Source organism: Paenibacillus sp. S02 (assembly GCF_019454065.1).
GTDB lineage: Bacteria > Bacillota > Bacilli > Paenibacillales > Paenibacillaceae > Paenibacillus > Paenibacillus polymyxa_B.
Genome location: NZ_CP073682.1, coordinates 5,022,102 through 5,036,190, shown reverse-complemented (window position 1 = coordinate 5,036,190; position 14,089 = coordinate 5,022,102). Strand labels below are relative to the sequence as shown.

13 protein-coding genes are annotated in these 14,089 nt (G+C 45.1%); 8 read left to right on the top strand and 5 right to left on the bottom strand.

Annotation, left to right across the window (positions count from 1 at the left end; genetic code table 11):
• Positions 1–63: 63 nt before the first annotated feature.
• A complete protein-coding gene (locus KAI36_RS22535; protein WP_023990302.1) occupies positions 64–618 on the bottom strand; it encodes a MarR family winged helix-turn-helix transcriptional regulator in 555 nt (184 codons plus the stop codon).
• A 351-nt stretch (positions 619–969) separates the two neighbouring features.
• On the opposite strand from KAI36_RS22535, the gene KAI36_RS22530 reads away from it, so the two are divergent.
• The 4 genes from KAI36_RS22530 (at position 970) to KAI36_RS22520 (ending at position 4,683) form a co-directional block, all read left to right on the top strand.
• A complete protein-coding gene (locus KAI36_RS22530; RefSeq protein WP_103744661.1) occupies positions 970–2,316 on the top strand; it encodes a cytochrome ubiquinol oxidase subunit I in 1,347 nt (448 codons plus the stop codon).
• Positions 2,313–3,344 (top strand): cytochrome d ubiquinol oxidase subunit II, encoded by a 1,032-nt coding sequence (locus tag KAI36_RS22525; RefSeq protein WP_103744660.1) that lies wholly within the window; start codon positions 2,313–2,315, stop codon positions 3,342–3,344. The genes KAI36_RS22530 and KAI36_RS22525 overlap by 4 nt, the downstream gene beginning before the upstream one ends.
• A gap of 6 nt (positions 3,345–3,350) precedes the next feature.
• Complete coding sequence (gene cydS, locus KAI36_RS27745; RefSeq protein WP_445482602.1) at positions 3,351–3,461, top strand: cytochrome bd oxidase small subunit CydS family protein; 111 nt, start codon at positions 3,351–3,353, stop codon at positions 3,459–3,461.
• A 211-nt stretch (positions 3,462–3,672) separates the two neighbouring features.
• Positions 3,673–4,683: an MBL fold metallo-hydrolase gene (locus KAI36_RS22520; protein ID WP_103744659.1), complete on the top strand. Its 1,011-nt coding sequence runs from the start codon at positions 3,673–3,675 to the stop codon at positions 4,681–4,683.
• Between the two features lie 95 nt (positions 4,684–4,778).
• On the opposite strand, the gene isdG is transcribed toward KAI36_RS22520, so the two are convergent.
• The 4 genes from isdG to KAI36_RS22500 are packed head-to-tail and all read right to left on the bottom strand — an operon-like array spanning position 4,779 to position 7,907.
• On the bottom strand, positions 4,779–5,129 hold the full coding sequence (gene isdG, locus KAI36_RS22515; RefSeq protein WP_103744658.1) for a heme oxygenase: 351 nt from the start codon (positions 5,127–5,129) through the stop codon (positions 4,779–4,781).
• A gap of 1 nt (position 5,130) precedes the next feature.
• Positions 5,131–5,922, bottom strand: a complete 792-nt coding sequence (locus tag KAI36_RS22510; protein ID WP_103744657.1) for an ABC transporter ATP-binding protein — start codon at positions 5,920–5,922, stop codon at positions 5,131–5,133.
• The gene (locus KAI36_RS22505) at positions 5,919–6,917 is read right to left on the bottom strand and encodes a FecCD family ABC transporter permease (protein WP_179085951.1); all 999 of its coding nucleotides are present in this window, start codon (positions 6,915–6,917) and stop codon (positions 5,919–5,921) included. Before KAI36_RS22505 ends, KAI36_RS22510 begins: the two co-directional genes overlap by 4 nt.
• Positions 6,918–6,926: 9 nt before the next feature.
• Positions 6,927–7,907 carry an ABC transporter substrate-binding protein gene (locus KAI36_RS22500; protein ID WP_025718706.1) on the bottom strand — a complete coding sequence of 327 codons (981 nt, stop codon included), beginning with the start codon at positions 7,905–7,907 and terminating at the stop codon, positions 6,927–6,929.
• A gap of 399 nt (positions 7,908–8,306) precedes the next feature.
• On the opposite strand from KAI36_RS22500, the gene isdC reads away from it, so the two are divergent.
• From isdC to KAI36_RS22480, 4 genes are all read left to right on the top strand, one after another.
• The gene (gene isdC / locus KAI36_RS22495; protein ID WP_103744656.1) at positions 8,307–8,822 is read left to right on the top strand and encodes a heme uptake protein IsdC; all 516 of its coding nucleotides are present in this window, start codon (positions 8,307–8,309) and stop codon (positions 8,820–8,822) included.
• A gap of 72 nt (positions 8,823–8,894) precedes the next feature.
• Positions 8,895–9,362 (top strand): NEAT domain-containing protein, encoded by a 468-nt coding sequence (locus KAI36_RS22490; protein ID WP_029519187.1) that lies wholly within the window; start codon positions 8,895–8,897, stop codon positions 9,360–9,362.
• A gap of 32 nt (positions 9,363–9,394) precedes the next feature.
• Positions 9,395–9,892, top strand: coding sequence for an NEAT domain-containing protein (locus KAI36_RS22485; protein ID WP_103744655.1), 498 nt, complete (start codon positions 9,395–9,397; stop codon positions 9,890–9,892).
• A gap of 89 nt (positions 9,893–9,981) precedes the next feature.
• The gene (locus KAI36_RS22480) at positions 9,982–13,974 is read left to right on the top strand and encodes an NEAT domain-containing protein (protein WP_220026060.1); all 3,993 of its coding nucleotides are present in this window, start codon (positions 9,982–9,984) and stop codon (positions 13,972–13,974) included.
• Positions 13,975–14,089: the final 115 nt, after the last annotated feature.

Here is a 14,089-nt window from a genome sequence, read left to right as displayed (position 1 = left end):
AAGCAGCTTGTTGATGCGCGCAATTAATTATATTAGATAACCTAATTATATGTTTAAAAAAATTTATCTGCCCACCCCCAATCTGCCTTCCATATGATGATGGATTTTTTCTATAATCCGCGAAAAAACGACCTGCTCCTCTGGCTCCAAAATACTCGCTAGAGAAGCACAGGAAGACCAAAATACAGGAAGCACCTGCTGTACAAGATGAGTCCCCGCTTCTGTAATGCGTACATGAATTTTGCGTCGATCTGTAGAATTATGTTCTCTGATAATCCATCCTCGTTGCTCTGTCCAGTCCAAGATTGATGTAACAGATGCACGACGGATTCCTAGACGGTCGGCAATCATAGAGGGGCTCATCTGAGCCTGAGATTGGTGCAGTGTCAACAGCAACAACAGATCTAGCTTACTCTCTGTGAGGCCGTAGGCAGATAGATCTAGATCGATCGCATCCAGCACGTTATCACCCGTCCACAACAAGAAGAGACCAATGCGGGCAAGTTGTCGGTCCGTTCCTGCAAGGGCAGTTTGATCCATTAACTCCAGATAAGGTTCTGGACCCAGACGGGGAAGGGGTTGCTGGACGGTGTCCCGCTTACTTTGTTTTGGTGGCATAAGTTCACTCTTTTCATATAATTAGGTTATCTAACTATATATCAATATAACGTATTGAAATGCATAAGACAATATCTAAAAAGAAATACGGCTACATTCAATGTATAAGCAGGGTTAAAACTCGGAAGAATGAACCAAACTGTGAATAGGTTACCAAAATGCGCCAATAGATAAGTGAAGGAGGCGTTCCTATGTTCCGCAAGCAGGAAAGAACGCTCATTATTGTATGTATAGTAATTGCGGCCATTATGCTATACGCCGTAATTAAAAGCATAGCTCGCTTGACTCCTTAGTTGGTAATCCAGAGTGATCCGCGATGTTTAAAATGTGAAATGAAGGAGTGAAACCCATTTGTCTTCATTGGACCCTGTATTGCTAAGCCGGATGCTGACCGGAATTACCCTGTTCGTTCATATCGTATTTGCATCCATCGGCGTTGGCGTACCCTTAATGATTGCACTAGCAGAATGGCGTGGGCTGCGAACCGGTGATCCGCATTATACACTGCTGGCCCGACGGTGGGCGCGAGGGTTTGTCATTACCGTTGCCGTGGGTGTCGTTACAGGCACCTCCATTGGTCTACAGCTCAGCTTGCTTTGGCCCACCTTTATGCGGGTGGCTGGACAAGCGATTGCGCTGCCTCTGTTTTTGGAGACGTTTGCTTTTTTCATCGAAGCTATATTCCTGGGCATCTACTTGTATACCTGGGATCGGTTTAAAAGCAAATATTTTCACCTGATGCTGCTCATCCCGGTAGCGATTGCCTCATCTGCATCAGCAGTTTTTATTACGACTGTGAACTCGTTCATGAACCAACCTCAAGGCTTTACACTCAAAAATGGAGTCATGACTGATATTCATCCCATCCAGGCCATGCTAAATCCGGCTACCCCGACCAAAGTTTCTCATGTACTGGCTTCTTCGTATACATTGAGCGCTGGGGTGCTGATGGGACTGGCTGCTTACAGCATGCTGAGGGGACGTAATCACCCTTATTTCAAAAAGGCGCTGAAGCTGACTGCCACCTGTACCATTGTGTTTGCCATCAGTACCGTGATGATTGGAGACGCATCCGGTAAATTTCTGGCCAAATATCAGCCAGAGAAGCTGGCCGCCGCCGAATGGCATTTTGATACGATGACGCACGCGCCCTTCGTATATGGCGGATACATGGATAAGAACGGTGAAATCAAGTATGCGCTAAAAGTGCCTTATGCACTTAGTGTGTTGGCCGGGAACCTGCCCAGTACGGAGGTCAAGGGCTTAAATGATTATCCCGTAGATCAGCGTCCGCCACTGTCTATCCATTATATGTTTGACCTCAAAATCACCACAGGGGTGCTAATTCTCGTCATTCCGCTGTTATATCTGATCCGCAAGCGTTTGCCAGGTCGCAAACCATACCCTAGATGGCTGCTGTTGGCGCTCATTCTGGTGGGGCCGATGGCGATGGTAGCTATTGAGCTCGGATGGATGTTTGCGGAGGTCGGTAGACAGCCGTGGATTTTACGCGGATATATGAAGGTCTCCGAAGCAGCGACCACTTCTACGAGTGTGGGGTGGATGCTGGTGTTGTTTGTTATTTTGTATCTGGTGTTGTGTTTCTCGGCCATTAAGGTACTCAGCAAGCTATTCCGCAATAAGGATGCGGTAGAAGAGATAACGCAGCTGGGCCTGGAAGGGGCTGAAGGCAAGTGAGCTATGAGATTGTAGGTATCGCCATTTTGTGGACGTTCCTGTTCGGATATTTGCTTGTGGCATCCATTGATTTTGGTGCAGGGTTTTTCAGCTTTTACAGTGTGTTAACAGGCCACCAGAACAAAATCCACAATATCATTCAACGGTATCTGTCCCCGGTGTGGGAGGTAACAAACGTATTTCTCATCTTTTTTGTGGTGGGATTAAACGGGTTCTTCCCGGATGCGGCATATTACTATGGTACGGCGTTACTCGTTCCCGGCAGTATTGCGATTGTGCTTCTTGCCATCCGAGGAGTGTATTATGCATACAATACGTATGGGCATTCCGGTAAGAATAATATCGTCTACATGGCGTTGTACGGTGCGACAGGATTGCTGATTCCGGCGGCACTGTCCACAGTTCTCGCTATTTCGGAGGGCGGCATTATTGTAGAAAACAGCACAGGTGTTCATCTGCAATGGGGCCAGCTATTAAGCAACCCCTACACGTGGGCGGTTATTATTCTGGCGCTGGTGAGTGTATTGTATATCTCGGCGATGTTTTTGTCCTTTTATGCCAAAAGGGCGGGGGACAAGATTGCTTTCGAAATCGTACGAGGATACGCGTTGCTTTGGAGTGCTCCTACGATTTTAGCGAGTCTGCTCGCATTTTTTCAGATTAACAAACAAAATCCAGATCATTTTACCAATATGCTGAACATAGCCTGGATGTTTGTTGCATCCTTCATATGCTTTGTGGGAGCTGTTTATCTAGTATGGCAACGGCGGCATCTGGGGGTTTCATTCATATTGGTGATGCTGCAATTTGCATTTGCCTGGTATGGCTATGGCCGCTCGCATCTTCCGTATGTTTTGTATCCCTACATCAATGTGCATGACAGCTTTACGAATTCTACGATGGCGTATGCGTTGATTACGGCATTTGTTGCGGGTCTGCTGGTGCTGATCCCTTCGCTGATCCTGATATTAAGATTGTTTCTGTTCGATGCAAAATATGTGCGCGGACATGAAGGGAAGAAAGGGTGAGTTAGAGTGGCTGCATTCGAGTATTTTACGATTATGTACGAGTCACCTATCATTATTGTCGTGGCGATTGTGTTTTTGTTTATTTATTCGGCACGCTTTAAAAATCCACAAGACTGACAACAACAGGTGGAACAGGCCTTCCTGATTGATCCGGGAGGTCTGTTTTTGCTGTATTATCGCAGAATTTCCTTTACAGACGTGATTGAATTATACTTTACATATATCAGGATGTTGCATCATTTTATGTTCACACTCAAGTGACAATATATAGTTAAATTGAACCGCTGCGTTTTTTGGAGAACGGGTTCATCAGGGAGGGAGCTGCATCATGCCCAAAGTTCGTTTTAACAATATGGATCAAGTAAATACCGATAAAACAATCAAGCAATTCAGACAATGGCGGCAGGAGCGACGCAGCAAAATAAAGGATTATACGTTCGTTGTGCCAAACCATCCCCCGGAGCTGGAGTTCCTGCATAGCAATCGGGAGATGGCGACAGCGACCTGGGTGGGACATTCCACCTTTTTCATCCAGTATCTTGGGCTGAATATCGTCACCGATCCGGTATGGGCAGAGCGTATGGCTTTTGATAAAAGGTTGGCTCCGCCTGGCATTCGTATTCAGGATGTACCACCACTGGACATCATTCTGCTGTCTCATTCACATTATGATCATTTACATTTAGAATCGTTGCGGAAATTATATCGTGCAGATACGCTGATGCTCGTACCCACGGGGTTAAAGGTGAAAATGATCCGCAAAGGTTTTCGTAACTGTCATGAGCTGCAATGGTGGGAGCATTTTACGGTAGGAGGGGTACGATTTACGTTTGTTCCAGCCCAGCATTGGACACGACGCACGCCGTTTGATACGAATACTTCACATTGGGGTGGATACGTTCTGCAAAATGAGCAGCAGGTGATTGGCTCTGCCACGTCCGTCACGGAATCTCATCCTCATTCGAATACAGATTCAGAGCATACACCGACGTTGTATTTTGTGGGAGACACTGGATATTTTCGTGGGTTTAAGGAGATTGGCGAGCGCTTTGCCATTGACCTGACCTTTATGCCGATTGGTGCGTATGAACCGGAATGGTTCATGACCTCGCAGCATGTGACACCGGAGGAGGCATTGCAAGGGTTTGTAGATTGCGGCGCAGATCAGATGATTCCGATGCACTACGGAGCCTTCAAGCTAGCGGATGATACGCCAAGAGAGGCGCTGGATCGTCTCGAAGCGGAGCGTGAGCGTATGGGTATTGTGAAGGAACGCATTCATGTTCTGGGGCACGGAGAGACGCTGAAAATTGGACGTCGCTGCTCAACTACAATTTGAGGAATTCGACATAATCCTTATAGAAAAAGCGACTCTGCGGACAAATGATGTTGTCTGCGGAGTCGCTTTTTTTGTTTTTAGGCTGTGATGCAGGATTAAACTGCTTCCGTATCACTCGCCAAAGAGGAATCGCTGTTGGCGATGGGATGACGAACGATTTTAACTTCATAGAACGTGATTTTATTTTCAATAATATAGTCTGGAATTTGCCGGTGGCTATGGGATTCGTGGAACGCTTCGCTTTTCGTCCAGCCTTGGAAGTTCTCTTTTTCTTTCCAGCGTGTACTGATCGTTACTTCCTCATAATCCTTCGTGTTTTCAGTTAGCAACACTTCCAGACCGAGAAAACCTTCCATTTTTTCAACTTTTCCTTCTTTGTTAAATCTTTCGATGAGTAGATGTGCATTGCCCGGTGTGATTTTAGATGTATTTGTAACGATAACCATATTAAATTCCTCCTGAATGATGTGGTATGGTCGGTATAATAACCGGATAGCCATTCTCAAATTTGATGGTAGCGTTCATTTCATAAATGTCGCGAAGAAAAGCAGACGTCAAAATCTCACGGGGTTCGCCGGCAACGGCGATGCGTCCCTTTTTAAGCGCAATCATATGATGACAATAGGCCGCAGCTTGCTGCAAATCATGCAGTACCATAACAATCGTCAAGCTGGACTCGTGATTGATACGCCGTAGCATATCCATAACTTCAAATTGGTGGGCGATATCCAGAAAAGTGGTCGGTTCATCGAGCAAAAGAATATTCGTTTGTTGGGCCAAGGCCATTGCAATTCGTGCTTTTTGTTGTTCACCTCCCGATAGAGTATGGAACATCCGATCTGCATAGGGCTGGATGCCCGTGATCTTCATGACATGGTCCACGATTTGCTGGTCCTGTCCGGTATGGCGTACCCTCAAGCCCTTGGCATGAGGAGATCTTCCGTAAGCGACCAGCTCGCGGACCGTCAATAACGGCAGCATATCCTTCATTTGCGGTAGCATTGTAATTGTCTGGGCAAAATCACGTCGTTTGTATTCCTGCACGGGCTTGCCCAGGATGGAAACCTGACCCTGATCCTGCTTGAGCAGCCGGGTCATAATCCGCAAAAGCGTGGACTTGCCTGAACCGTTAGGTCCGACGATCGCAGTGAGCTGACCAGCGGGCAAGGTGATATTCACATCGTCCAGCTTGAAATACCCACGTTGTAAGGAGATATGCTCACCCTGAATGGCTGTCATCCGAAATTCCCCCGTTTCTTGAGCAGGATTAAGAAGAACGGTGCCCCGATGACGGCCAGCAAAATACCGACAGGCAGTTCAATCGGGTCAAACCAGGATCGCGCCACCGTATCTGCGAGAACAACCAGTGTCCCGCCGCCCACAATGGAAAGGGGAAGGAGGAAACGATAATCTTCCCCGATTAGCAGCCGTATGACGTGGGGAACAACCAGTCCTACAAAGCCGATCAACCCGGCTACACTGACCGCCGTACCGGCGAGCAGGGCAGAGAGCAGGATAATGAGCATACGTTGAAGCTCCACTCTCTGGCCCAGCAGCTGTGCTGAATCGTCGCCCAGCAGCAGCAAATTAGCTGGTTTAATCGCAAACAGAGAGGCGATTAAGCCAATAATGGCGTAAGGCGCCATGAACTCTAAATGATGCCAGCTTCTTCCGTTTAATCCGCCGGATAGCCAAGGAAGAACGGCCTGTACGCGGTCGCTGTACATGACCATTACACCGTTGGTGAGTGCGCCCAGCAGCGCGTTGATCGCAACGCCAGCGAGCACAATTTTAACAGGCGATGCCCCTCGGTCCCAAGCCAGCAGATAAATGATGATTGCGCTCAGAAAGGCTCCCAAAAAGGCGGTTATCGGAAGAAGGTAGCTGAGCTGTGGAAGCATCACCATCGTAATGACGGCGGCAAGTCCACCTCCAGCCGATACACCAATAATGCCAGGGTCAGCCAATGGATTTTTCATGACACCTTGAAGAAGTGCTCCGGAAGCTGCGAGACAAGCTCCTACAAGTAAACCTACTAATACTCTGGGTAGCCGGAGATCCATCAGGATCGTGCGATATGTAGATTCATCATTATGTAGCAAAACATGATTAATTTCTTGAAGTGGAATCGACACCGAACCGTAGGCCAGACCGTACACAGAGACGGCCAGCAGTAGAATCGGAAGGGTGATCCAGGCGATGGTGCGTCTTCTGGCGCGCTGTAGTTTGTTCATCTCCATCGCCTATTTCGCCGGATACAGCTTTTGATGCATCAAATCCAGCGCTTTAGTGACACGTGTGCCCGGATTCGTACCGAACAGATCTGAAGGTAAAACCTCGACCTGATTGTTTTTGACTGCTCGGATTCCGTTCCAAGCTGCATTTTCCTGCATTTCCTTTATAAATGCGGCTTTAACATCTTCCGTATTGCCATGGGTCATGATGAAGATGTAGTCAGGGTCAGCCTGTATGATGCGTTCTGTGTTCAGCTGCGCATATTGCGGGAAATTTTGCAGGCCCGGAAAATCAGCGGCGATGTTAGAGCCACCCGCAGCTTCCAGAATGTTTCCGCTTAGTGAATTTGGCAGTGCCGCCATATACGTAGCCGGGGCTCCGTAGACTAGCAACACCTTCGGTTTGGAGGCAGAAGCGGTTTCCTTTTGCAGCTTAGCTACTTGTTGGTCAATTTGCTGGTTCAGCTTCACGGCCTGAGCCTGCTTTTGCAGTAATTGTCCGAACAGCGTAATTTGCGACTGAATATCGTGAACTGAATTGGCTCCCGTCAGCAGCAGCTGTGAACCGACTCCTTCAATGGCTGGAATGTCTTTTTCATTCATAGGATAATTGCCTAGCACGACATCCGGTTTGAGCATCGTAATTTTCTCCAGATCGACTTCATGAGTGGAGCCTACTTGCTGAACGTTCTCAGCAGCAGGTACGACGGCAGGTCCATTGGAGTTGGGCCTGCCCACGGCAGTTCCACCCAATGCGTATATGATGTCCAGATCGCCATTGCTTAGCGCAATGATATGTTGTGGGACCTTTTGAAACGCTAACGTCCGTTTTGAAAAATCAGTAACTTGAATCGCGGCACCGCTTGTCGTGCCAGAAGTGGCAGATACGGATGCACTGGTTGGTTTGTGATCTGCGGTCGAGGCACCATTACTACATCCGGTAACTGCCAATAAAAGCGCTGCGGACGACCACAACACATAAGATTTCATGTTATTCCTCCTGCAATTTTCGAGTTAAACAATAATGATAATCATTTTCATTTATGTATAAGAGAATGATAATGAATATCACTGGGGATTGTCAATTGAAAAAAGAAAATTTTTAAATAAATTTTGAACTAAAAATAAAAGGGATATATTCGAATTATAGAAGAAGAAACTACAAATTTTTCTTAAAAAATAGCATATATCAAGGGGTTATGTACATGCAAATACATATTGACATTTTCGAAAAGTGTAAGATATATTGGTGATGGGTTTACTTTATTTTGCGAAATTCTGGAATGGAAAGGTGGGGAGACCAAGCTCAAAATGAGCTATTTTTTTTAATTATCAATTGAGAATGATAATCAATTACTCATATTCTCGTGGGGAGGGACTGCTGTCAAAATGAAGAAGGGGTATTCTGCAATTATTGCTGTGTTTCTGCTGGTGAGTGTGCTGAGCTTTTGGCCAACTTCGTCATCTGTAGTAGCCGCTGCGGCTTCTCCAAAATTGGCGGATGGTACATACACGCTCAAATACAATATTCTCAAGGCAGAAAATGATTCAGTGTCCATGGCTAATGATTATTTTGAAAAACCAGCTAAGTTGTATGTAAAAAAAGGTCAAATGACCATGCAAATTAAGCTGAATCATAGCGAATGGACAACCGGGTTTAAAGTAGATTACAAAGGCAAAATCATCGATACAAGGGTCATCCATAAGGATGCCAAAACCGATACCCGCACCGTACAATTTCCAATTACGAGTGTGAACAGCCCGCTAATCTCTAAAATTCATGTTACTGTCCCTGCGTATAACTACGATCATGACTATACGATCCGTTTCGCTTTTGATTCCAAAAGCGTCAAAAAAGTAGCAGCCGTCCAGTCCGCGAAATCAACTAAATCTTCCAAGAAGTAAATTCAAGTTATCTTTATCGTTCATAAAATCAACATAAATTCAAGCATAAAAAATTGAGGAGTGTGTGTAGATATGAATATGGTAATGAATCGCTTTGAGCAATTTTCTTTTAAGAAGGTATTCGTCGCATTGATCATGACAGCGCTTGTTTTTGCACTCGTTGCTCCATTCTCAGCTAAAGCGGCAGCAGCCGACGGCACGTATAACGTAGACTATACCGTTCTGAAGGATCAAACCAATGAGACTTCTCGATTGGATAGCTACCTGACGAAGCCTGCTCAGGTTACAGTAGCTAATGGCAAAAATGTCGTTCGTCTGACTGTGAAAAGCAGCAATCTGATTACAACGTTCAAAGTAGAGCAAAATGGCGTACTGCAAGATGCGACTGTAGTAAGCACAGATACTGCTAGCAACACTCGTGTAGTGGAATTCGAAGTTGCTGATCTGAATGCAAAAGTGAATGCTTACGCTGAAATCACAATTCCAGTAATCGGCTACACAGGCAAATACGATGTACAACTGCAATTCGACGAAATCTAATCCAAAATAAAACGTAAAAGGAGATTAAAAACATGAACATGATTATGAATCGTATGGAAAAATTGTCTTTGAAAAAAGTAATGCTTACTGTACTGATGGCAGCGCTTGTTTTTGTGGTACTAGCTCCATTTTCTGCCAATAAAGCGAATGCGGCTTTGCCTAATGGAACGTATAACGTTGATTATACAGTGTACAAAGATGGTACCAATGAAACCTCCTACATGGACTCGAACGGCTATGTCGCCAAACCTGCTACGTTAATCGCAAATAATGGTCAATACAAAGTTAGAGTAGCTATTACTAAAAGTACTTGGGTCACTGAATTCAAAACGCAACAAAACGGTCAGTATGTGAATGCGACTGTGGTAAGTACATCAGGTGATACAAGAATAGTAGAGTTCCCTGTGAGTAATTTTTCCCAAAAATTGAATGTTAAGTTGCATGTAAGTGTGCCAAAAGAATACACTGGCGGCATTCCATATGATCACGATTACACTGTTCAATTTTTATTTGACGAAGATTCCATTTAATAGTGGAGTAATTATACATTGATCTTATACTCATTTGGAATTCTATTGAGCTCCAAATGAGTATATTTTAAGTAGGGGGATTAATACACTTGAAAAGGCAATTTAAAAAATACTTAATGACGTTTGCGGCTATTGTTATGCTGCTCTCAGTTGTTTTCCCATTCGCTCCGACCGTATCTGCTTCTGATGAGACAATCCCATCAATTGAATCTGGTGTATCCGAGTCCTCTGTGACTCAAGATGTATATCCGGTAGAGCCAAGTCCAGAAGAAGTGGTTCCAATAGTAGATGTGGCAAGTGCGTACACAGTAACGGCCGCAGACTCACAGAGTTTCAGCACTGTGAAGGATACTAATGAATATTCTATTAACTACGTTGTTAAAAGTGAAAGCAAGGTGTCAGGGGTAGTGACTTCCCCTTATAATGATATGTTCCTAAAGCCAGCTACGTTGACGGTTGAACAGAGTTCCACTGTAGGACAGGCTACTTATCATGTTTCTTTAATTCTCGACAATCCTAATACCCCCTTTACAGATATCGAATTTAAACAAAACGGAGAAACCGTTCCTACCCATATTTCAGATTTAGTAAAAGGGGAAAAGACGTATGAACCACGCACAGTAACATTTGATGTGTATAATTTGGAACAGAAAATTGATGTGAATTACAATTTAAATAATAGACTCAGACAAAACTGGATTGAATTTGATCCATCAACTATAGCTGTAAAAGAGGGACCCGTAACTCCCCCTATCCCTTCACCTGAGCCGGAAGTTCCCTTGAAACCGGGTGTCCTTAATTTCACAATACTGAAGGACAAATCAGAAGAAGTTTCCGTGATGGACGGTTACGCCTTAAAACCTGCAAAGCTCGTTCAAAAAGGAGATAAATGGTATATTCAACTGACGTTTAATAACAGTAGCTGGATTCCTTCATTTCAAACAGAGCAAAACGGTAAATTTGTAGAAGCAGCAACTATTTCGGAGGTTAGTGACGCTAATCAGCGTACGGTTGAGTTTGAAGTAAGCAACTTGTCCAATAAATTGAATGCTTACACTCACGTGATTGTGCCTGGTTTGGAACTGGGAGGAGTACCTTACGATCATTGGTATCATGTTCAAATCAAGTTTGACACAAGTATTAAACCTGATCCTAGTGCACCACCGACCTTGCCGGATGGAACGTACTCTATTAACTTTAATGTGCTGGATGCAACAAAAGATCAAGCATCGAGAATGGCGCAATATCTGGTGTCTCCAGGGACTTTGACGGTATCGAAGGGGCAAAAAGAAGTTTCCTTCACCATTAAAGACAGCACTACAGTAACGGAATTCAAAACAGAACAAAATGGAACGTTGACTGATGCGGATATTGTAAGTGAGGACAAAACAGCCAATACCCGTGCGGTGAAATTCAAGATAGCGAATCTGGATGCAGTTTTGAACGCACAAGTCCATATTCTAATGGGTACGTATAGTGCAGACCACAAAATCCGCCTTAAATTTGACCAGCCAGGAACGGACAACGGTTCAACTCCAGTAACGTCAAATCTGGACTTTACGCTGTTAAAAGACGGTTCAAGTGAAAAGTCCATGATGGATGGATATACAGAAAAACCGGGTACCCTGGTTGAACGTAAGGGCAAGAAATATGTACAGTTCACTTTGAAAAAGAGCAAACAGATTGCCGGCTTTAAAGTAGAACAAAACGGAGTATTGACCAATACGGCCGTAGTAAGCGAAAATCAAACGGCGAATACACGTGTTATCGAATTTGAGGTTAAAGAAGTGCCTGCCAAGCTGAACGCATGGGTAAGCATCAACTGGCCTGAGTTAAATTATGTGGAAACATATAATGTCGATCTCCAATTAGGAACGGCAACATCCCCGGTTGATCCTGGGACGCCAGGTACGCCCGGGAAGGTTTTAGCTGATGGAACGTATTCGATCAAATTCAATGCGTTGCACGAAACAAAAGATGAACCATCAAGAATGGCAGAATATTTGTCGTCTCCGGCGACATTGACTGTATCTAAAGGCAAGTATGAGGCAGCTTTTACCATTAAAGATAGCGCAACGGTGACGGAGTTCAAAACGGAACAAAACGGAACGTTGACAGATGCAGATATCGTAAGCGTGGACAAGAAAGCAGACACACGTGTTGTGAAATTCAAGGTAGCGGATCTGGATGCTATTCTGAATGCACAGGTACATGTCAGTATGTCCTATCCAGGTGGGGTTTATGAGATGGATCATAAGCTTCGTCTGCAATTTGACCGCAGCAGCATTGCAGTAAAAGGAACAGATGGCGGCACAACTCCCGTGACTGAAAACGGCAGATACAGCATTGATTTCTCCGTACTCAAAAATGGAAGCAATGAAATATCTGTGATGGATGGCTATATGCAGAAACCAGCCACGCTGTTAAGACAGTCCGGTAAAAATGTGATTCAGATCAAAATGGACAAGAGCAGTTGGATTAAAACGTTCAAAGTAAATGGTGCAGAGGCTCAGGTTGTCGATCAATCGAGCTCCGCAGATACAAGAACAGTACAATTCGAAGTACCAAATCTGTCGGATAAAGTGACAGTGAACACGCATGTCATCGTACCTGGATTGGATTTGGGTGGCATCCCTTATGACCACGTATATGATGTGCAGTATCAATTCGAGCCTGCTACCATTCGCAGCTTTGTCGAGCCTTCCTCTTCGGGTGCAGCTGATCCCATTGTTAAATTGGATTTCGACAAGCTTGCCAATGGTAAATATGCTTTGAAATTCAGTATCGTTTTGTCTGATGGTTCCACAGGAGTGGATTCTCCGGCTCAACGCTTCATCACTGACGAATCGGCGCAATTGGTCGTGGAAGGCGACAAACGGTTTGTAGGTCTGAAGCTGCAAAACAGTAATGAAGTGAAGGCGCTGCGCATTTGGGACAACGCAAGCGGGGACTACCGAGACGCAGAAGTGACCCAGGAGGATGCAGCAAGCAATACGAAGCACGTTCGTTTTAGCGTGAATGACTTTAAAAACAATGTAAAAGGCCAACTGGTTGTCTATGAAGCCCCTAAAGTGGCAAGTGCCACTCCGATGGTCTTTAAGACTGAGGATCGGGTAGAGAAGGTATACGATTTTGAATTTAAATTTAACACTAGTGATGTTTCTTACTACAACGAAACTAAAGCAGACGAAGTAGAGCAAGGGAAAAACAACTTAGCGGATGGAGAGTACAGTGCGAACTTCCGTGTGCTGGCGAACGGAACGGACAAGGATTCTCTAGTAGCTCCTTTTGTACAGAGTCTAGCGAAATTGATTGTGAAAAATGGGAAGGTTCAGGCTCATGTAACCGTTACGGACAACCAGGCTTTGAAGCTGTTCCAAACGGATTTTGAAGGCCGTTATGCCAATCCGACGATTATGGGTTCGGACACCAAAGGTGACACGCACACTATTGCATTCGAAGTGCCTGATCTGGATAAAAAGTTGAGTGTGTACACACAGGTATATCTGCCTGAGAAATACATTCTAAATGAGAAATTCGGCGGACAGATTCAATTTGACCGTGCGTCGCTTAAAGGTGAGGGAGTCAATGCAGCTACAACGGCAACCGCAACTGAACCGACAGCAGCTTCTACGGACAAGGCAGCAGAAACAACTGCATCTGTGGCTGAAACAAAACCAGTAGTTGAGCAACCGGCTCAAACGGCTTCCGAGAAGCAATACACGATTAAATACAACGTATTTAAAGACAAAACGAGTGAAGCTTCCGTTATGGACGGTTATCTCGACAAGCCAGCCACACTGATTGAAAAGGGAGACAAGCGCTATATCCAAGTGACCTTGAAAAATAGCTCTTGGATGCCAACTCTACAAGTGGAGCAAAACGGCACCCTGAAAGATGTAGAAGTGATCTCGACATCCGGCGATACACGTGTCGTTCAATTCGAGGTAGGGGACTTGTCCCAGAAAATCAGTGCTTACACACACGTCATTGTGCCTGGCTTGGTCCTTGGCGGAGTGCCGTATGATCACTGGTATACAGTTCAGTTTCAATTTGATGAAGCAAGCCTGAAAGCGAAGTAGCCTCAGGTTGTGACATCCATGAAGCCCGAATAACAGCAAAGTTTGTATGCGAGCAAGTCTTGGTGCCCCGGCGTCAAGACTTGTCAGCATTTACTGGGGCTCATGCTGTTGTTCT

Coding starts and splice junctions, on each gene's coding strand:
- KAI36_RS22535 (WP_023990302.1), bottom strand. CDS start 618: ATGCCACCAAAACAAAGTAAGCGGGACACCGTCCAGCAACCCCTTCCC.
- KAI36_RS22520 (WP_103744659.1), top strand. CDS start 3,673: ATGCCCAAAGTTCGTTTTAACAATATGGATCAAGTAAATACCGATAAA.
- isdG (WP_103744658.1), bottom strand. CDS start 5,129: ATGGTTATCGTTACAAATACATCTAAAATCACACCGGGCAATGCACAT.
- KAI36_RS22510 (WP_103744657.1), bottom strand. CDS start 5,922: ATGACAGCCATTCAGGGTGAGCATATCTCCTTACAACGTGGGTATTTC.
- KAI36_RS22505 (WP_179085951.1), bottom strand. CDS start 6,917: ATGAACAAACTACAGCGCGCCAGAAGACGCACCATCGCCTGGATCACC.
- KAI36_RS22500 (WP_025718706.1), bottom strand. CDS start 7,907: ATGAAATCTTATGTGTTGTGGTCGTCCGCAGCGCTTTTATTGGCAGTT.
- isdC (WP_103744656.1), top strand. CDS start 8,307: ATGAAGAAGGGGTATTCTGCAATTATTGCTGTGTTTCTGCTGGTGAGT.
- KAI36_RS22490 (WP_029519187.1), top strand. CDS start 8,895: ATGAATATGGTAATGAATCGCTTTGAGCAATTTTCTTTTAAGAAGGTA.
- KAI36_RS22485 (WP_103744655.1), top strand. CDS start 9,395: ATGAACATGATTATGAATCGTATGGAAAAATTGTCTTTGAAAAAAGTA.